General features: G+C 74.2%; 18 protein-coding genes. 13 read left to right on the top strand and 5 right to left on the bottom strand.

Annotation, left to right across the window (positions count from 1 at the left end; translation table 11 throughout):
• Nucleotides 1-85 precede the first annotated feature (85 nt).
• The 7 genes from scpB (at nucleotide 86) to ACFV7Q_RS20090 (ending at nucleotide 6,285) form a co-directional block, all read left to right on the top strand.
• On the top strand, nucleotides 86-688 hold the full coding sequence (gene scpB / locus ACFV7Q_RS20120; RefSeq protein ID WP_385430175.1) for an SMC-Scp complex subunit ScpB: 603 nt from the start codon (nucleotides 86-88) through the stop codon (nucleotides 686-688).
• Nucleotides 688-1,890 (top strand): pseudouridine synthase, encoded by a 1,203-nt coding sequence (locus tag ACFV7Q_RS20115; protein WP_385430136.1) that lies wholly within the window; start codon nucleotides 688-690, stop codon nucleotides 1,888-1,890. The genes scpB and ACFV7Q_RS20115 overlap by 1 nt, the downstream gene beginning before the upstream one ends.
• 120 nt (nucleotides 1,891-2,010) lie before the next feature.
• A complete protein-coding gene (gene pnuC, locus ACFV7Q_RS20110) occupies nucleotides 2,011-2,607 on the top strand; it encodes a nicotinamide riboside transporter PnuC (RefSeq protein ID WP_385430134.1) in 597 nt (198 codons plus the stop codon).
• A complete protein-coding gene (locus ACFV7Q_RS20105; RefSeq protein ID WP_385430132.1) occupies nucleotides 2,604-3,701 on the top strand; it encodes an AAA family ATPase in 1,098 nt (365 codons plus the stop codon). Before pnuC ends, ACFV7Q_RS20105 begins: the two co-directional genes overlap by 4 nt.
• Nucleotides 3,702-3,707: 6 nt before the next feature.
• Nucleotides 3,708-4,505 (top strand): NUDIX domain-containing protein, encoded by a 798-nt coding sequence (locus ACFV7Q_RS20100; protein WP_385430130.1) that lies wholly within the window; start codon nucleotides 3,708-3,710, stop codon nucleotides 4,503-4,505.
• Nucleotides 4,502-5,524 carry an ADP-ribosylglycohydrolase family protein gene (locus ACFV7Q_RS20095; protein WP_385430128.1) on the top strand — a complete coding sequence of 341 codons (1,023 nt, stop codon included), beginning with the start codon at nucleotides 4,502-4,504 and terminating at the stop codon, nucleotides 5,522-5,524. Before ACFV7Q_RS20100 ends, ACFV7Q_RS20095 begins: the two co-directional genes overlap by 4 nt.
• A 14-nt stretch (nucleotides 5,525-5,538) precedes the next feature.
• A complete protein-coding gene (locus tag ACFV7Q_RS20090; RefSeq protein WP_385430173.1) occupies nucleotides 5,539-6,285 on the top strand; it encodes a DNA polymerase beta superfamily protein in 747 nt (248 codons plus the stop codon).
• Here the strand turns inward: ACFV7Q_RS20090 and ACFV7Q_RS20085 are convergent.
• The 3 genes from ACFV7Q_RS20085 to ACFV7Q_RS20075 form a co-directional block, all read right to left on the bottom strand.
• Nucleotides 6,208-6,987: a DNA polymerase beta superfamily protein gene (locus ACFV7Q_RS20085; RefSeq protein WP_385430126.1), complete on the bottom strand. Its 780-nt coding sequence runs from the start codon at nucleotides 6,985-6,987 to the stop codon at nucleotides 6,208-6,210. The two genes, ACFV7Q_RS20090 and ACFV7Q_RS20085, sit on opposite strands and share 78 nt — an antisense overlap.
• A 79-nt stretch (nucleotides 6,988-7,066) precedes the next feature.
• Nucleotides 7,067-7,555, bottom strand: coding sequence for a Rieske (2Fe-2S) protein (locus ACFV7Q_RS20080; protein ID WP_385430124.1), 489 nt, complete (start codon nucleotides 7,553-7,555; stop codon nucleotides 7,067-7,069).
• A 150-nt stretch (nucleotides 7,556-7,705) separates the two neighbouring features.
• Nucleotides 7,706-8,047 carry a DUF952 domain-containing protein gene (locus tag ACFV7Q_RS20075; RefSeq protein WP_385430122.1) on the bottom strand — a complete coding sequence of 114 codons (342 nt, stop codon included), beginning with the start codon at nucleotides 8,045-8,047 and terminating at the stop codon, nucleotides 7,706-7,708.
• Nucleotides 8,048-8,247: 200 nt separating this feature from the next.
• Between ACFV7Q_RS20075 and ACFV7Q_RS20070 the strand changes: the two genes are divergently transcribed.
• The 4 genes from ACFV7Q_RS20070 (at nucleotide 8,248) to der (ending at nucleotide 12,423) form a co-directional block, all read left to right on the top strand.
• Nucleotides 8,248-9,336 carry a prephenate dehydrogenase gene (locus tag ACFV7Q_RS20070; protein ID WP_385430120.1) on the top strand — a complete coding sequence of 363 codons (1,089 nt, stop codon included), beginning with the start codon at nucleotides 8,248-8,250 and terminating at the stop codon, nucleotides 9,334-9,336.
• Between the two features lie 163 nt (nucleotides 9,337-9,499).
• Entirely contained in the window at nucleotides 9,500-10,210 is a 711-nt protein-coding gene (cmk, locus tag ACFV7Q_RS20065) for a (d)CMP kinase (RefSeq protein WP_385430118.1), read from the top strand.
• Nucleotides 10,207-10,854, top strand: a complete 648-nt coding sequence (locus ACFV7Q_RS20060) for a lysophospholipid acyltransferase family protein (RefSeq protein ID WP_385430116.1) — start codon at nucleotides 10,207-10,209, stop codon at nucleotides 10,852-10,854. Before cmk ends, ACFV7Q_RS20060 begins: the two co-directional genes overlap by 4 nt.
• Before the next feature lie 108 nt (nucleotides 10,855-10,962).
• Nucleotides 10,963-12,423 (top strand): ribosome biogenesis GTPase Der, encoded by a 1,461-nt coding sequence (der, locus tag ACFV7Q_RS20055; RefSeq protein WP_385430114.1) that lies wholly within the window; start codon nucleotides 10,963-10,965, stop codon nucleotides 12,421-12,423.
• 48 nt (nucleotides 12,424-12,471) lie between these two features.
• Here the strand turns inward: der and ACFV7Q_RS20050 are convergent, their stop codons facing one another.
• Both ACFV7Q_RS20050 and ACFV7Q_RS20045 read right to left on the bottom strand, forming a co-directional pair.
• Nucleotides 12,472-12,855, bottom strand: coding sequence for a hypothetical protein (locus ACFV7Q_RS20050; RefSeq protein ID WP_385430112.1), 384 nt, complete (start codon nucleotides 12,853-12,855; stop codon nucleotides 12,472-12,474).
• A gap of 207 nt (nucleotides 12,856-13,062) precedes the next feature.
• Nucleotides 13,063-13,884, bottom strand: a complete 822-nt coding sequence (locus tag ACFV7Q_RS20045) for a hypothetical protein (RefSeq protein WP_385430110.1) — start codon at nucleotides 13,882-13,884, stop codon at nucleotides 13,063-13,065.
• Between the two features lie 333 nt (nucleotides 13,885-14,217).
• Between ACFV7Q_RS20045 and ACFV7Q_RS20040 the strand changes: the two genes are divergently transcribed.
• Entirely contained in the window at nucleotides 14,218-15,174 is a 957-nt protein-coding gene (locus ACFV7Q_RS20040; protein WP_385430108.1) for a transglycosylase family protein, read from the top strand.
• 203 nt (nucleotides 15,175-15,377) lie between these two features.
• On the top strand, nucleotides 15,378-16,373 hold the full coding sequence (locus tag ACFV7Q_RS20035; RefSeq protein WP_385430106.1) for a helix-turn-helix transcriptional regulator: 996 nt from the start codon (nucleotides 15,378-15,380) through the stop codon (nucleotides 16,371-16,373).
• Nucleotides 16,374-16,722 lie beyond the last annotated feature (349 nt).

Raw genomic sequence — 16,722 nt, 5'->3', positions numbered from 1 at the left:
GAACGGGCACATGAGCGACGACGACAGCAGGGACGACGGCTGGGACGGCGGCGGGGACGGCGGCAGGGGCGGCGGAGTCGCCGGGATGCCGTTGAAGCCCGCCCTGGAGGCCGTCCTCATGGTGGTGGACGAGCCCGCGACCGAGGCGCACCTCGCGAAGGTGCTCGACCGCACCCCGCGCGAGGTGGCCGACGCCCTGCACGAGCTCGCCGACGAGTACACCGTCCAGCAGCGGGGCTTCGAGCTGCGGCTCGTCGCCGGCGGCTGGCGGTTCTACACGCGCCCCCGGTACGCGGCCGCCGTCGAGCGGTTCGTCCTGGACGGGCAGCAGGCCCGTCTGACCCAGGCCGCCCTGGAGACCCTGGCCGTGGTCGCGTACCGGCAGCCGGTCAGCCGTTCCCGGGTCTCCGCGGTGCGCGGAGTGAACTGCGACGGGGTCATGCGGACCCTGCTCCAGCGGGGTCTGGTGGCCGAGGCGGGCACGGAACCCGAAACAGGTGCGATCCTGTACAGGACGACGAACTACTTTCTGGAGCGGATGGGCCTGCGCGGCCTGGACGAGCTCCCGGAGCTCGCGCCCTTCCTCCCCGAGGCGGACGCGATCGAAGCCGAGACGCAAGAAGGTGTGCCGTCGTTCGATCCGGACGCACCGGACACCGAAGAAGACGACAAGACGACGGAACTTTGATGCGAAGCAGCGGCAACGGCAACGGCGGCAACCGGAACACGGGCGGCGGCGGCAGCCGCAAGGGCGGAGACGGACGCGGGCGCGGCAACTACCGCGGCGCCGGCAACGCGCGCGACGACCGGGCGGGCGGCGCGCCGCAGCGTCCGCGCCGCCCGCGTCCGGAGGAGCGCCGCTACGACGTCGGCCCCGAGGGCGAGCGCACCCGCGGCTCCCGCGGCGCGGCCGCGCGCGGCGGCGCCAAGGGCGGCCCGAAGAAGCCCACGGGCGGCCAGGGCGGACAGGGCGGCCAGGGCGGCCAGCGCGGCTACGGCGGCCAGGGCGGCTACGGCGGCGGCCAGGGCGGCGGTGCCCGGCGCGGTGAGGCCGGCTACGGCGGCCCCTCCCGGTCCCGCGAGTTCGAGGCCCGGATCGAGGAGCGCGTACGCGACCGGTACGCCGACAAGCCGGTGATCAGGACCCCGAAGACCTTCCCGGGCGCCGAGCAGGAGGGCGAGCGGCTTCAGAAGGTGCTCGCCCGGGCCGGCATGGGTTCGCGGCGCGCCTGCGAGGAGCTGATCGAGCAGGCACGCGTCGAGGTCAACGGCGAGATCGTCACGGAGCAGGGCAAGCGCGTCCTGCCCAAGGACGAGATCAAGGTGGACGGCCTGACCGTCGCCACCCAGTCGTACCTGTTCTTCGCCCTGAACAAGCCCGTCGGCGTCGTCTCCACCATGGAGGACCCGGACGGCCGGCAGTGCCTGGGTGACTACGTCACCAACCGCGAGACCCGGCTCTTCCACGTGGGCCGGCTCGACACGGAGACCGAGGGCGTCATCCTCCTCACCAACCACGGTGAGCTGGCCCACCGCCTCACGCACCCCAAGTACGGCGTGAAGAAGACGTACGTTGCCGCCATCACCGGCCCGCTGCCCCGCGACATCGGCAAGAAGCTCAAGGACGGCATCGAGCTGGAGGACGGCTGGGCGCGCGCCGACCACTTCCGCGTCCTCGACCAGGTCGGCAAGAACTACATGGTCGAGGTGACCCTCCACGAGGGCCGCAAGCACATCGTCCGCCGCATGCTCGCGGAGGCGGGCTTCCCGGTGGAGAAGCTCGTCCGGACCGCCTTCGGCCCGATCGAGCTGGGCGACCAGAAGTCGGGTTGGCTGCGCCGCCTGAGCAACACCGAGGTCGGCATGCTGATGCGCGAGGTCGGGCTGTAGGAGCCCCACCGCCGAAAGCCCGCAGTGCCCCACGGCACTGCGGGCTTTTTGCTTGCCCGACCCGCCCCCACTGTTTATAGTCAGGGTGACCATTAAGGGAGTGAGGGGGGCGATGCTCTCGTGAGCTGGACCGAAGTACTCGGGTTCGCCACCGGGGCCCTGTGCGTCTGGCTCGTGGCCCGGCAGCACATCGCCAACTGGCCGGTCGGCATCGCCAACAACGTCTTCTTCGCCGTGCTTTTCACCCAGGCCGGCCTGTACGCCGACGCCGGCCTGCAGATCGTCTTCATCGCCCTCGCCGCGTACGGCTGGTGGTCCTGGACCCACGGGGGTGGACCAGGAACCGCCGGGGCCCTGCCGGTGCGCCGCACCACGCCCACCGAATGGGCAGCACTGGCCGCGGCGGGGGCGGTGGGGGTGCTCGCCCTCACCCTGCTGCTGGACCGGGCCACGGACTCCACCGTCCCGTTCTGGGACGCGCTGACCACCGGGCTCTCCCTCACGGCCACGTACGGCCAGTGCCGCAAGCTCGTCGAATCGTGGTGGCTGTGGATCGCTGCGGACCTCGTCTACATCCCGCTGTACGCGTACAAGGGCCTGTACCTGACCGCCGCCCTCTACGTCGGCTTCCTCGCGCTCTGCGTGGCCGGGCTGGTCGGCTGGCGCCGCACGCTTCCGGGCGCCGGCGGTCGTACGACCGCGGAGGCGGCGGCATGAGCGGCGCGCGCAGGCCGTACGGCCACGGGCTGGTGCTGGGCAAGTTCTACCCGCCGCACGCGGGCCACCACCACCTCGTCGACACCGCCGCCGCACGGTGCGAGCGGCTCACGGTGCTGGTCTGCGCGGCCTCCGTCGAGTCGGTGCCGCTCGCCGACCGGGTCGCCTGGATGCGCGACGCGCACCGGCAGCCGGGCGTACGGGTCGTCGGCGCGGTCGACGACGTCCCGGTCGACCTGCACGACCCGGCGGTCTGGGACGCCCACATGGCGGTCTTCCGGGGCGCGGTGCCCGAGCCGGTGGACGCCGTCTTCACCTCGGAGGAGTACGGGACGGAACTCGCCCGGCGGTTCGGGGCGCAGGAAGTCCTCGTGGACCCCGGCCGGAGCCGCTTCCCGGTCTCCGGGACGGCGGTCCGCGCCGACCCGGTCCGCTGCTGGGAGTACCTGGGCCCGGCGGTCCGGGGCGCGCTGGCCCGGCGGGTCGTCGTCCTCGGCGCCGAGTCCACCGGGACCACGACCCTCTCGCAGGCGCTCGCCGCGCACTACCGGGGGCGCGGCGGGGTGTGGGCCGGAACGGGTTGGGTCGCCGAGTACGGGCGCCGCTACAGCGAGGACAAGCTCGCGTCCGCCCGCACCGCCGACCCGGCGGCAACCTGGGAGGACGTGGAGTTCACCCCCGAGGAGTTCCCGGTCATCGCCCGCCGCCAGGACGAGGACGAGGAACGGGCGGCCCGCGCGGGCTCACCCGTCCTCTTCTGCGACACCGACTCCTTCGCGACCGGCATCTGGCACGAGCGGTACACGGGCGGCCGCAACGAGGAGGTCGAGCGGATCGGGGCCCTGCGCCGGCGCGACCTGTACCTGCTGACGGACCACGCGGACGTCCCCTTCGAGGACGACGGCCTGCGCGACGGCCCGCACCTGCGCCCGTGGATGACGGACCGCTTCCGCGAGGAGCTGGACCGGACCGGGCGGCGCCACCTGGTCGTACGGGGGGACCGGGAGACGCGCCTGCGCACGGCGATCAGGGCGGTCGACGAACTCCTGGCCGAGGGCTGGCACTTCACCGATCCCCTCCCGGAAAGGCGCTGACCGGCGATGACGGACTACGACCCGCACGCCTTCGCACCCTTCGCGGTGACCGTCGACCTGGCCGTCTTCACCGTCCGCGACGGCGCCCTCCACGTCTTGCTGATCCGGCGCGGGCAGGAACCGTACGCGGGCGCCTGGGCGCTCCCCGGCGGCTTCGTCCTGCCCCGCGAGTCCGCCGAGACGGCGGCCCGCCGCGAACTGGCCGAGGAGACCGGCCTGCCGGGGGCCGTGGTCGCCGCGCTCCACCTGGAACAGCTGCGCACGTACAGCGACCCGGACCGCGACCCCCGGATGAGGGTGGTGTCGGTGGCCTTCACCGCCCTCGTCCCGGACATGCCCGAACCGGCGGCGGAGGGCGGCGGCGACGCCGACCGGGCACGGTGGGTGCCGGTGGGGGAGGCCGAGACCTCCCCGGCCCCCGGCCCGGGGGACCCCCCGCCCGCTCCGCTCGCCTTCGATCATGCGGTGATCCTCGCGGACGCCCGGTCCCGGATCGGCGCCAAGCTGGAGTACACCTGCCTGGCCACCGCCTTCTGCCCGCCCGAGTTCACCCTCGGGGAGCTCCAGGCCGTCTACGAAACCGTCTGGGACACCGCCCTGGACCGGCCCAACTTCCGCCGCAAGGTCCTGGCCACCCCCGGCTTCGTCGAGGCCGTCCCGGGAGCCGCCCGGCTGACCGGAGGCCGCGGCAAGCCGGCCGCCGTCTACCGGGCCGGTCCGGCCACCACCCTGCACCCCCCGCTGCTCCGCCCCACGCCCCCCACACCCACGTCCACGCCCACGGAAGGAACCCCGACGACATGACCACGACGGCGACGAAACGCGCGGCGACCGGATCCCTCCTGGGCCTGGCCCTCGGGGACGCGCTCGGCTTCCCCACGGAGTTCAACGACGTCCCCACGATCCTGGCGAAGACCGGCCCGTGGCGGCAGATGCGCCTGCCCCGCCCGGCGATCGTCACGGACGACACCCAGATGACCCTGGCCCTCGCCCGCGGCATCCGCACCGCCACGGACCGCGGCCCGGTGACCCCGCTCCGCCTCACCCGGCCGGTCCGCGAGGAGTTCGTGGACTGGTACCAGTCGCCGGAGAACAACCGGGCCCCCGGCAACACCTGCCTGCGGGCGTGCAGCCTCCTGAAGGACCCGGCCCGGGACTGGCGGGACGCCAGCCAGATCGGCTCCAAGGGCTGCGGGGCGAACATGCGCGTGGCTCCGATAGGCCTCGTCCCCGGCTGGACGGAGGAGGAGCGCGCCGGCGCGGCCCAGCTCCAGTCGGCCCTGACCCACGGCCACCCCACCGCCCTGGCGGCCTCGGACCTGACCGCCCGCGCCGTCTGGTTGCTGGCCCGGGGCACGGAGGTCACGGGCCTGGTCGGGCTGCTCCGCTCGTACGCCCTGGACAACCGCACCCGCTACCACGAGCGCTGGCTCGGCGACCTCTGGATGCGCACCGCCTCGGACGCCACTGCGGAGTCCTTCATCGCCCGCGGCTGGGACGAGTGCCTGGCCGTCCTGGACCGCCTGACCGCGGCCCTGCGCACCCCCTCCCCGGAAACGGACCCCTGCCTCACCACGGGCGAGGGCTGGATCGCGGAGGAGGCCCTGGCGACGGCCCTCCAGTGCTTCCTCCTCTTCCCGGACGAGCCGCTGACCGCCCTGCGCCGCGCCGCCTGCACGGCCGGCGACTCGGACTCCATCGCCTGCCTGGCCGGAGCCTTCGCCGGCGCCCACCTCGGCCCGGACGCCTGGCCGCAGGACTGGACGTCCGGCATCGAATACCGCGAGGACCTCCTCACCTTCGGCACCCTCTGGGACGCGTGACCGTGCTCGACGCCATGACCGCGGACCTGGCCCCCGTCATCGCGGGCCAGCCCGACCCGCTCGTGTTCGCCACGGTGTCCGGCGCCCACCTGTACGGCTTCCCCTCCCGTGACTCCGACGTCGACCTGCGCGGCGTGCACGTACTGCCGGCGGCAGCCCTCCTCGGGCTCGGCGAGCCGGAGGAGACCAGGACCCGCATGTGGGACCGGGACGGGGTGGAGATGGACCTCGTCACGCACGACCTGCGCAAGTTCGTACGCCTGATGCTGGGCCGCAACGGGTACGTCCTGGAGCAGCTGCTCTCGCCCCTGGTCGTGCACACGACCCCGGCGCACGCCGAGCTCGTGGCCCTCGCGCCGGGCGTGCTCACCACGCACCACGCGCACCACTACCGGGGGTTCGCGAACACCCAGTGGCGGCTCTTCGGCAAGACCGGCGAACTCAAACCGCTGCTCTACGCCTTCCGCGCGCTGCTGACCGGCATCCACCTGATGCGCTCCGGCGAGGTCCAGGCCCATCTGCCGACCCTGCTGGGCGAGGTGACCGGTGCCCCGCCGTACCTGGCCGAGCTCATCGAGGCCAAGGTCGCCGCCGAACACGGTCCGGCCGTCGGCGCCGACGGAGCACGCACCGGGCGGGACTTCCAGGCCCTGCACGCCCTCCTGGACGCCGCCCAGGCCGGGTCAGCCCTGCCCGACCGGGCCACCGCGCACGCCGCGCTGGACGACTTCGTCGTCCGCCACCGCCCACCGCACCGCTGACGCCCGGCGGGCGTGGGCGAGGAAGGACTCGACCCGGGCGTGGTCCGGGGATTCCGGGAGGGGGGTGGTCGTCAGGGCGGCTTCTGACTCCTCCGTGAGGCGGGTCATCCACGACTCCACCTCCGACCAGGCCAGTTCGCCGCGTTTCAGGGCGAGGAGGCGGTCGCGGTGCGGGGTGGCGTCGATCGTCAGGCGGCCCGTGCGGAGCAGGTCGCGGCAGGACAGCAGCAGCCGCACCAGGTGCATGGCGTGCTTCCAGCGCGGGGCGCCGTGGATGCGGACGTCCGCCCGGAGCTTCGCGTGCTGCGAGGCCGCGTACCGGGTGAAGGTGGCGTGGGCCCGGCGGGAGAGGAACGCCTCGCGGAGCGAGAGGAGCTCCTCCCCGACCGGGGTGAGGGTCTCCACCAGGGGGGAGTGCAGGGTCTCCAGGATGTTCGGGTTGGCGCGCAGGGCGAGCTCGCAGAAACGCTCCAGCTCCCAGCTGAACTCCTCGTCCCGCGGACCCTCCACATGGGTCGGCGGCTTCTCGAAGCGCCAGAACAGCGGCGTCGGGGCGAGGAACACGCCGCGCCGGTCCGTGTCGCTCGCCTCCGTGGCCAGGCCGAACGCCCGGGAGCCCATCACGCACGCGTAGACCGTGTGGTCGCGTACCAGGGCGTGGTGGTCCGGGGCTGTGGCGGCGGGCTTCGGTGCGGCGGTCATTCCGGGAGCTTACGTAGCCGCTCGGCCCCCTCGCGAAGGGAATACGGGGCAGGTCGGCCCGCCCGGTCGGAGCAGCGGGTCAGGCCAGCGAGATGTCGCCCGACGGGGAGACCGTGATGTTCTCCTGCGCCAGCGGGCGGGTCGCCGGGCCGCGCACGACGGCCCCGTCCGACATGTTGTACTTGCTGCCGTGGCAGGGGCAGTCGATCGTGCCGTTCCCCACCTTGTTGACCAGGCAGCCCTGGTGCGTGCACACCGCCGTGAAGCAGCGGAAGGTCCCGGCCGACGGCTGGGTGACCACCAGCTTCTCGGCCTTGAGGACGGTACCGCCGCCCACCGGCACCGCCGATGCCTGCACGAGCGTCTTCGACGCGTCGCCACCCGTCGGCGACGCCGCGGATGTGCCCGTGGGCGTGGCGGAACCGGCCGGCGGGGACTCGCCCTTCGGCGGGGTCTTCGCCGACTCCTCGCCGTCGCCGCCGCAGCCGGTCAGTGCCCCGCCGGACAGGGCGGCGACGGCTCCTGCCGCCAGTACGGTGCGGCGGGCGGTGTGCTGGGGGTTGCTCATGCGCTGCTCCTCGTTCAAGGCCGCGGCGTGGGCGCCCGGTCCCCGGGGGCCGGGGCCGGGGCGTGCGGGGCCGGGGCCGCTGGGTGCGGGGTTTCGCGAGGAGCATCCTGGCGTGCGGCGGGCCCGGGTGCAGCCCGCCGCGCCGCCCCGTCAGGCACCCGGCTCCCACGGGGCCAGCTCCGCCGCGGCCCCGGCCCGGCGGACCACCTCCCAGACGCGGATCACGGCCGCCCGGTCCAGAGGGCCGTGGACGTGCGGGTAGCGGCCGCCCGATTCACCCTCCCGGCTCACCTCAGAGGTCAGGGCCCGTTCGTCCAGCTCGACCGCCAGGAGCGGCCCGGGGACGTCCCGGTAGTGCGCGTCCGCGATCCCGAGCGCCGTCGGACGGTCCGCGGAGCAGTGCACGAACCCCTCGGAGTCGAGGGACGGCGGGGCGTACGGGAGGTCGGGTGCGGCCGTCCAGTCCGAGAGCGGCACGATGTGGAAGATCATGCCGACGGTTGTACCGCAGCCCGTCCGTCCCGTCGGTGAGGCGGAACCGCCCGGCGTGGGAGCCCACCGACCCTCCCCCGTCGCGCGTCGCCCGCGGCCCGTCGCCCGCCGTCCCCTTCCGTTTTCACGGTCCGCCGCAGCCGCTGGCTAGGCTGGCCCTGACGTGCCGTAACGCAACACCCGCGAACCCTGGAGCGCCCGTGAGAACCGCCGTCGTCATCGGAACCGGACTGATCGGCACCTCCGTGGCGCTCGCCCTGTCCGCCCGCGGGATCGCCGTCCACCTGGCCGACCACGACCCGGCCCAGGCCCGTACCGCCGCCTCCCTCGGCGCCGGCACCGACAAGGCGCCCGACGTCCCGGTCGACCTCGCGGTCGTCGCGGTCCCGCCGGCCCACGTGGCCACGACCCTGGCCGAGGCGATCGGACGGGGCCTGGCCCGGGCGTACGTGGACGTCGCCAGCGTCAAGGGCGGGCCGCGGCGGGAGCTGGCGGCCCTCGGCGTGGACACCACCGCCTACATCGGCACCCACCCCATGGCCGGCAAGGAGCAGTCCGGGCCGCTCGCCGCGACCGCGGACCTCTTCGAGGGCCGTCCGTGGGTGCTGACCCCGACCCGGGACACCGACCACGAGGTGCTGAACCTGGCGCTGGAGCTGGTCGCCCTGTGCAAGGCCGTCCCCGTCGTCATGGACGCCGACGCGCACGACCGGGCGGTCGCGCTCGTCTCGCACACCCCCCAGCTGGTGTCCAGCATGGTCGCCGCCCGCCTGGAGGAGGCGGACGAGACCGCCGTACGGCTCTGCGGCCAGGGGATCCGGGACGTGACCCGGATCGCCGCGTCCGACCCGCGGATGTGGGTGGAGATCCTCTCCGCGAACCCGGGGCCGGTCGCCGACGTCCTCGCCGGCATCGCCGCCGACCTCGACGCGACGGTCGGGGCGTTGCGGGCCCTGGAATCGGCCGACGTGGAGGAGCGGCGCGGCGGGGCGTCCGGCATCGAGGACGTGCTGCGCCGCGGCAACGCGGGCCGGGGCCGGGTGCCGGGCAAGCACGGCACGGCGCCGATGGCGTACGAGACGGTGGCCGTCCTGATCAGCGACCAGCCGGGCGAGCTCGCCCGGATCTTCGCCGACGCGGGCCGGGCCGGGGTCAACATCGAGGACGTGCGGATCGAGCACGCGACCGGGCAGCAGGCGGGCCTGGTGCAGCTGATGGTCGAGCCGAGGGCCGTGGCCGCACTGACCGCCGAGCTCCGCGACCGCGGCTGGGCCCTGCGCAAGCAGTAGGCGCCCGCCGCTGCCGCGAGCCGCGTTCCCGGCCGGTCCCGCACCCGGTCAGGACCTGGTCCGGGACCGCGCGGGCGGTGATCGTGGCGCGGGCCGGTAACCTTGGACAGGGGTGCTTTGTCGCGCCCTGACACGCCCGCGCAACCAGGAAGGTGCCCGCACCGTGGAAACCGCAGCTCCGTCCGCCGTGATCGTCGCCATCGACGGTCCCTCCGGCACGGGCAAGTCCAGCACCTCCAAGGCCGTGGCCGCCAAGCTAGGGCTGCGCTACCTGGACACCGGTGCCCAGTACCGGGCCATCACCTGGTGGATGATCAGCAACGGCGTCGACACCGACGACCCGCAGGCCGTGGCCGTGGCCGCCGGCAAGCCGACCATCGTCTCCGGTACGGACCCGGCCGCTCCGACGATCACCGTCGACGGGCTGGACGCCTCCGGCCCGATCCGGACCCGGGAGGTCACCTCCAAGGTCAGCGCCGTCAGCGCCGTCCCCGAGGTCCGCACCCTGATCACCGAGCTGCAGCGCACCATCGCCGTGTCCGCCGCGGCCGAGGGCGGGATCGTCGTCGAGGGCCGGGACATCGGCACCACCGTCCTCCCCGACGCGGACCTCAAGATCTTCCTCACCGCCTCGGCCGAGGCCCGCGCCGCCCGCCGCAGCGGCGAGCTGCGCGGCAAGGAGGCCACCGACCTGGCGGCCACCAGGGAAGCCCTGATCAAGCGGGACGCGGCCGACTCGGGCCGCAAGACCTCGCCGCTGGCCAAGGCCGACGACGCCGTCGAGGTGGACACCACCGAGCTGACCCTGGAGCAGGTCATCGAGTGCGTCGTGACCCTGGTCGAGGAGAAGAGGGCGGGGGCGGGCCGCAAGTGAGCGACACGCCCTCCCTCAAGGGTGCGGCGGTCGGCCGGCGGATCGGCGTCGGGCTCATGTACGGGCTGTGGAAGCCCCGCGTACTGGGAGCCTGGCGCGTGCCCGCCTCGGGCCCCGTCATCCTCGCCGTCAACCACGCCCACAACATCGACGGGCCCATGGTCATGGGCACGGCGCCCCGGCCACTGCACTTCCTGATCAAGAAGGAGGCGTACGTCGGCCCGCTCGGGACCTTCCTCGACGGCATCGGCCAGGTCAAGGTCGACCGCTCGGGCACCGACCGCACCGCGATCGCGAAGGCGCTGGCCGTCCTGGAGAACGGCGGCGCCCTGGGGATCTTCCCCGAGGGCACCCGCGGCGAGGGCGATTTCGCCTCGCTGCGCGCCGGCCTCGCCTACTTCGCGGTCCGCAGCGGTGCGCCCGTCGTGCCCGTCGCCGTCCTGGGCAGCGCCGAGCGCCAGGGGCGGCTGATACGGGGCCTGCCGCCGTTCAAGAGCCGGGTCGACATCGTCTTCGGCTCCCCCTTCGACGCGGGCGACGGCTCCGGCCGCCGTACCCGTACTGCCCTGGACGAGGCCACCGTCCGCATCCAGAGCAGGCTCACCGCACACCTGGCCGACGCCAAGCGCCTCACCGGACGCTGAGCGAGACTTGACCCAGTAGTGGCAGCCGCCGCGGGCACCGCCCCGCGGAGGCCGCGGGAATCCCGCCCGGCTGCCACCGATCACCACGAACGACGAGGAACGGACTTCATGAACGACCAGCACGACCACGGAGCGCTCGGCGACGCCGAGTACGCGGAGTTCATGGAGCTCGCCGCGGAGGAAGGCTTCGACCTGGAGGACGTCGAGGACGCGATCGAGGAGGCCGGACACGGCCCCCTCCCCGTCCTCGCCGTCGTCGGCCGCCCCAACGTCGGCAAGTCGACCCTGGTGAACCGCATCATCGGCCGCCGCGAGGCGGTCGTCGAGGACAAGCCGGGCGTCACCCGCGACCGCGTCACCTACGAGGCCGAATGGGCCGGCCGCCGCTTCAAGGTCGTCGACACCGGCGGCTGGGAGCAGGACGTCCTCGGCATCGACGCCTCCGTCGCCGCCCAGGCCGAGTACGCCATCGAGACCGCCGACGCGGTCGTCTTCGTCGTCGACTCCAAGGTCGGCGCCACCGACAGCGACGAGGCCGTCGTCAAGCTGCTGCGCCGCGCCGGCAAGCCCGTCGTCCTGTGCGCGAACAAGGTCGACGGCCAGGCCGGCGAGGCCGACGCGGCCATGCTCTGGTCCCTCGGCCTCGGCATGCCCTACCCGGTCTCCTCGCTGCACGGCCGCGGGACGGGTGACCTGCTCGACGCCGTCCTGGAGGCGCTGCCGGAGGCCCCGGCGCAGTCCTTCGGCGGCGGCCAGCTCGGTGGCCCGCGCCGCATCGCGCTGATCGGCCGCCCGAACGTCGGCAAGTCCTCCCTCCTGAACAAGGTCGCCAAGGAGGAGCGGGTCGTCGTCAACGAGCTGGCCGGCACCACCCGTGACCCGGTCGACGAGTTGATCGAACTCGGCGGCGTCACCTGGAAGTTCGTCGACACCGCCGGCATCCGCAAGCGCGTCCACCTCCAGCAGGGCGCCGACTACTACGCCTCGCTGCGCACCGCCGCCGCCGTCGAGAAGGCGGAGGTCGCGGTCATCCTGATCGACGCGAGCGAGAACATCAGCGTCCAGGACCAGCGCATCATCACCATGGCCGTCGAGGCCGGCCGCGCCGTCGTGATCGCCTACAACAAGTGGGACCAGCTCGACGAGGAGCGCCGCTACTACCTCGAGCGCGAGATCGAGACCGAGATGCAGCAGGTCTCCTGGGCGCCGCGGGTCAACGTGTCGGCGAAGACCGGCCGCCACATGGAGAAGCTGGTCCCGGCGATCGAGACCGCCCTCGCGGGCTGGGAGACGCGCGTCCCGACCGGCCGGCTGAACGCCTTCCTCGGTGAGATCGTCGCGGCTCACCCGCACCCCATCCGCGGCGGCAAGCAGCCCCGCATCCTGTTCGGCACCCAGGCGGGCAGCAAGCCGCCGCGGTTCGTGCTCTTCGCCTCCGGCTTCCTGGAGCACGGCTACCGGCGCTTCGTCGAGCGCCGTCTGCGCGAGGAGTTCGGCTTCGAGGGCACCCCGATCCACATTTCCGTGCGGGTGCGCGAGAAGCGCGGCGCCCAGCACAAGAAGAAGTAGCAGAAGGGGCAGCGGCAGCGGCAGCTGGCGGGTCCGGGGTCTTCCCGGTCAGTAGCCCCGGCGCGGAGCGGGCGGCAGGGCCGCCGGGATGTGGTGCATCCCGGTCTGGTGCTGCCGCCCGCTGCCGTACGTGCCGGTCGCGGTGCCGGTGGCGGCGTACGCGTACGGGGTCTGCGGCGCCGGCGGGTACGCGGGCTGCCAGGTGTCGGGCTGCCACCCGGAACCGCTCCAGCCGCTGCCGTACGTGCCGGTGCCGGTGGAGCCGGTGTAGGAGCCGCCGTACGAGAACGAGGTGAAGGCGAGGTCCTCCTCGCCGCTCCGGTCGCCCGGCAGGGCCCGGAAGGCACGCAGGTACTCCGAGTACAACGTGTCGTAGATGGGGGTGTGCGAGGGGGCGGCCGGTACGCCGTCCCGGTCCCGTACGGGGCGCATCGGGGAGACGGCGCTCGGATGGGCAGAGGCGCGGGAGGGGTCGTATGAATGCACGTATCAGCAAACGACCCCGGGGCCCCGCGGATGCGGTCCGAAGGGCAGAAAACGCAGATCGCCGGGGGTGTGCGGGACGGACCGCACACCCCCGGCGCACGCCGACCCGCCCCCTCGTGAGGGGCGGGCCGGCCGTTTCGGGGTCCCTCGGCGTCAGGCGCCCGGGGTGCCTGCCAGCGGCATCGAGGCGGCCACGAGCCGGCCGGCGGCGGCAGCCCGGTCGAGGGCCTCGCGCAACAGGTCCTCGCGGGGCTGCTGGCCGATGGAACCGACGGGGGCGGCGTACACGAGCACGCGCTGGTTCTTGTTGACGGCGGTCCGCCAGCCGTCGGTGACCGACAGGGCCTGGTGCGCCTGCCACCAGGCGACCGGCTTGCCGCCCTTGGGGTCCGGCTGGAGCACGGCGTGCAGCTGGCCCGCGGCGAGCAGCACCGACCACCCGGCGAGCGGGGAGGGCACCTCGCCGGTGTCGGTGACGAAGTGGAAGCCCTGCTCGATGAGGAGCGGCAGGAAGTCGTCGCCGGGTCCGTCGCTGCCCGGGCGCGCGATCGGCGCGGTCGGCTCGACGACGAGCGCGGGGTGCAGTTCGCCGCCGATGAGGACCAGGCCGCTGGTGATGCCGAGGACCGCCTGGCCGCCGGGAACGCTCTGCGGCACGGAGCCGGCCGGTGCGGGGGCTGCGGCCTGCGGGGCGGGGCCGTCCCCGGTGATGCTGCGGACGGCGCCCTGCAGCTGCTCCTCGGAGACGTTCACGACCTGGGAGGGGATGCAGCCGGCGTGGGCGAAGGCGAGGACGGCGGTCTCCTCTCCGACGAACAGCACGGTGCTGGTGCGGTCGGTCTCCGGGTCCCCGGGGGTGCGGCAGGAGGTGCAGTCGTAACTGCGCGGTGCGTCGTCGCCGGTGAGCAGCCTCTCGGCTTCTTCGTCACCGATCTCGGCACGTACCTCATCACTGACGTCGAGCATGCGGGGCACGGGGTGGCTCCTCGGACTAGGCGAGCAGGGGCGGGCCGAGCGGTTCCCGGCCTGCTGGATCAACGGGGGAGCGGCGGCCGGGGTCACGCCGTCGGCGGGAACGGAATCGAACCCGCCCCCCGGAGGGGTGAACGGTTCGATCACGGCGTTGTTTTCGGGTCAACTGTTGCCCTTTCGTGTGCAGTTGCTGGCCGGAGCTGCGCGTTCGGGCGGTGGTTCCACGGGGATGCCGGGGGCCGAGAGGCTCCGCCGACCGGGTGGGGTTCGGGCGCGGTGCGGGGCGGGCCGCGTGGCGCGACGGGTGCGGGGCCGCGGGCTGCGTAGCGTGACCGGATGCCCGACCCCCGGATCCGGCGGGCCGCTCCGGCGGCTGCGGCCGCTGCCGCGCTGGCTCTCGTCCTCGTACTCCCGTCGGGAGCCGGCGCGGCCCCTCCACCTCCGGTGCCCGGGCCCGCGGGGGCGGCCTACCCCGGCTCGTCCGGGACCCTCGGCAGTGGACCGGGGGACTGCGGGCCGGGAGCCGAATGGCCCTGGGACTGCGTGGCCCACTGCGAGAGCAGCGGTCGCTGGGCGATCAACACCGGCAACGGCTTCTACGGCGGGCTTCAGTTCCGCCAGCCGACCTGGGAGGAGTACGGGGGGCTGGCCTTCGCGGTGCGCGCCGACCTGGCCGGGCGGGAGCAGCAGATCCTGGTGGCGGAGGAAGTGGTGGCCCGGCAGGGCTGGGAGGCCTGGCCGGTGTGCGCGAAGCGGTACGGGCTGGCGGGGCGGGTGCACGTGGTGCGGGCCGGGGACACGCTCGACGGGATCGCCCGCCGCCGGCAGGTGGTGGGCGGGTGGCAGGCCCTGTACGAGGCGAACCGCACGCTGATCGGCCCGGAACCGCAGGCGATCGTCCCCGGCATGCTCCTGATCCTGCCCCCGTCGCTGCCGCCCGCGCCGTCGCCGAGGCCGTCCGCGCCGTCCGCGCCGTCCGCGGCGCCCGCGAAGCCGTCCGCGGCGCCCGCGAAGCCGTCCGTCCCGTCGTCGAAGCCGTCGGCCCCGCCACCGGAGCCGGTGGGGTCGAGCGGGGGGCCGGCGGGGCCGGCCAAGCCCGTGTCGCCGAGCCGGACTTCGCCGCGGTGGTCCACGGTCCGGTGGCCGGGGATTCCGCGGGAGGCCTCCGACGGGGTACGGACGGCCGTGCCGGTGGCCGCGGGTCCGTTCCCCGGCTCCGCCGCCGAACTCCCGTCCGCGCCGCCTTCCGTGGACGCGCACCCGGATGCGGGCCGGCGCCTCCGACCGCTCTGATCGGCGGGCACGCCGCGGCGCAGGCACGGTTGCGGACGACGCCGTACCTCACTCGTCCGTGTGTCGAACGGTTCCCGTGGGGCCGGGAGGCGGTCGACCGGGCGGGGCGAACGCGCCCTTGCTGTGTGCCCCCGCGGCTCCGCGGCCCCGTCCGGCGGTGGGCGGGCGTCGGCCGGGGCGACGGCGCTGGCACACTGCTCCGCATGCTGGAGACCTCCGCACGACTGTTGCGCCTGCTGTCCCTGTTGCAGGCCCACCGCGAATGGACCGGCGCCGACCTCGCGGAGCGCCTCGGCGTGACCCCGCGGACGGTGCGACGCGACGTGGAACGGCTGCGGGAGCTCGGCTACCCCGTGAACGCCACCCCCGGGACCGGCGGTGGCTACCAGCTGGGCGCGGGGGCCGAGCTGCCGCCGCTGCTGCTCGACGACGACGAGGCGGTGGCCGTCGCGGTGGGGCTGCGCACCGCCGCGGGGAACGGGGTCGAGGGGATCGGCGAGGCCTCCGTGCGGGCGCTGGCCAAGCTGGAGCAGGTCCTGCCGACCCGGCTGCGGCGGCGGGTGTCGGCCATCGACGAGTTCACCGTGCCCATGCTGCGCGCACCGGAGCGGACCGCCGTCGACCCCTCCGTGCTGGCCGAGCTGGCCGCCGCGTGCCGGGACGGCGAGCGGCTGCGCTTCGCCTACCGGGACCACGAGGGCAGCGCCTCGCGGCGGGTGGTGGAGCCGCACCGGCTGGTGTGCAGCGAGCGGCGCTGGTACCTGGTGGCCTGGGACGTGGAGCGGGAGGACTGGCGGACCTTCCGCGCCGACCGGATCGAGCCTAGACCGCCGCACGGTCCGCGGTTCGTCCCCCGTCCGGGCCCCGCGGAGGACCTCGCCGCGTACGTCTCCCGGGGGGTGGCCCAAGCCGCGTACGCCGCCCGTGCGGTGCTGCGGCTCGGGATGCCGGCCGAGGACGCGGCGCGGGTGATCGGGCCGAGCGACGGGGCGTTGGAACCGGTCGACGACAAGAGCTGCCTGTTGCGCACCGGGGCCGTCAACCTCGACGTGCTCGTCATCCACGTCATGTTGCTCGGCTGCGAGTTCGAGGTGGTCGAGCCGCCGGAGCTGATCGACCGGATCCGGGCGGCCCGGGAGCTCCTGGGGCGGGCAGTGGACCGGGCGGGAGGGACCGGGGCCGTCGAGAAGGGGCAATGAAACGGGGGAGCGCGGGGGCCGTCCGCCGCTCCTGATCGCGGGCAATCGTCCCGCCGAATTCGGGCGTTCTCGAACGGAATGCGAATGGGCTCGGGTAGCTGTCCGGGGCCCGATCCGCGGTGCTTCCCCGGCCGTGCGGCGGTGGTTCGGACACGGCCCGGATAAACAAAGCGGCGAGGGGAGTTGCCCGCGGCTCGCGCGCCACTTCCGGGTAACTCGGCGGGCCCGGAGAACTGTCGACATTCCGTGACAGAAGCGTGACCCGGTACGGACGAACCTCCGGGCGCGCCGCTGACGTTCGGGAGAATCCGACGGCGAAGGCGGGCCGGGCGGATGCCCCGCCCCCCTT

It is taken from the genome of Streptomyces sp. NPDC059851, assembly GCF_042732005.1.
In the GTDB taxonomy this organism is placed as follows: Bacteria; Actinomycetota; Actinomycetes; order Streptomycetales; family Streptomycetaceae; genus Streptomyces.
The sequence above is the reverse complement of the archived record's forward strand: the minus strand, read 5'-3'. Positions and strand labels throughout refer to the sequence as shown.

Excerpts from the sequence above, each read along its gene's own strand:
- ACFV7Q_RS20105 (WP_385430132.1), top strand. The coding sequence starts at position 2,604 with ATGAGCGGCGCGCGCAGGCCGTACGGCCACGGGCTGGTGCTGGGCAAG.
- ACFV7Q_RS20085 (WP_385430126.1), bottom strand. The coding sequence starts at position 6,987 with ATGACCGCCGCACCGAAGCCCGCCGCCACAGCCCCGGACCACCACGCC.
- ACFV7Q_RS20095 (WP_385430128.1), top strand. The coding sequence starts at position 4,502 with ATGACCACGACGGCGACGAAACGCGCGGCGACCGGATCCCTCCTGGGC.
- ACFV7Q_RS20100 (WP_385430130.1), top strand. The coding sequence starts at position 3,708 with ATGACGGACTACGACCCGCACGCCTTCGCACCCTTCGCGGTGACCGTC.
- der (WP_385430114.1), top strand. The coding sequence starts at position 10,963 with ATGAACGACCAGCACGACCACGGAGCGCTCGGCGACGCCGAGTACGCG.
- ACFV7Q_RS20080 (WP_385430124.1), bottom strand. The coding sequence starts at position 7,555 with ATGAGCAACCCCCAGCACACCGCCCGCCGCACCGTACTGGCGGCAGGA.
- ACFV7Q_RS20075 (WP_385430122.1), bottom strand. The coding sequence starts at position 8,047 with ATGATCTTCCACATCGTGCCGCTCTCGGACTGGACGGCCGCACCCGAC.
- ACFV7Q_RS20040 (WP_385430108.1), top strand. The coding sequence starts at position 14,218 with ATGCCCGACCCCCGGATCCGGCGGGCCGCTCCGGCGGCTGCGGCCGCT.
- ACFV7Q_RS20035 (WP_385430106.1), top strand. The coding sequence starts at position 15,378 with ATGCTGGAGACCTCCGCACGACTGTTGCGCCTGCTGTCCCTGTTGCAG.
- ACFV7Q_RS20115 (WP_385430136.1), top strand. The coding sequence starts at position 688 with ATGCGAAGCAGCGGCAACGGCAACGGCGGCAACCGGAACACGGGCGGC.
- scpB (WP_385430175.1), top strand. The coding sequence starts at position 86 with ATGCCGTTGAAGCCCGCCCTGGAGGCCGTCCTCATGGTGGTGGACGAG.
- ACFV7Q_RS20090 (WP_385430173.1), top strand. The coding sequence starts at position 5,539 with ATGACCGCGGACCTGGCCCCCGTCATCGCGGGCCAGCCCGACCCGCTC.
- ACFV7Q_RS20050 (WP_385430112.1), bottom strand. The coding sequence starts at position 12,855 with ATGCGCCCCGTACGGGACCGGGACGGCGTACCGGCCGCCCCCTCGCAC.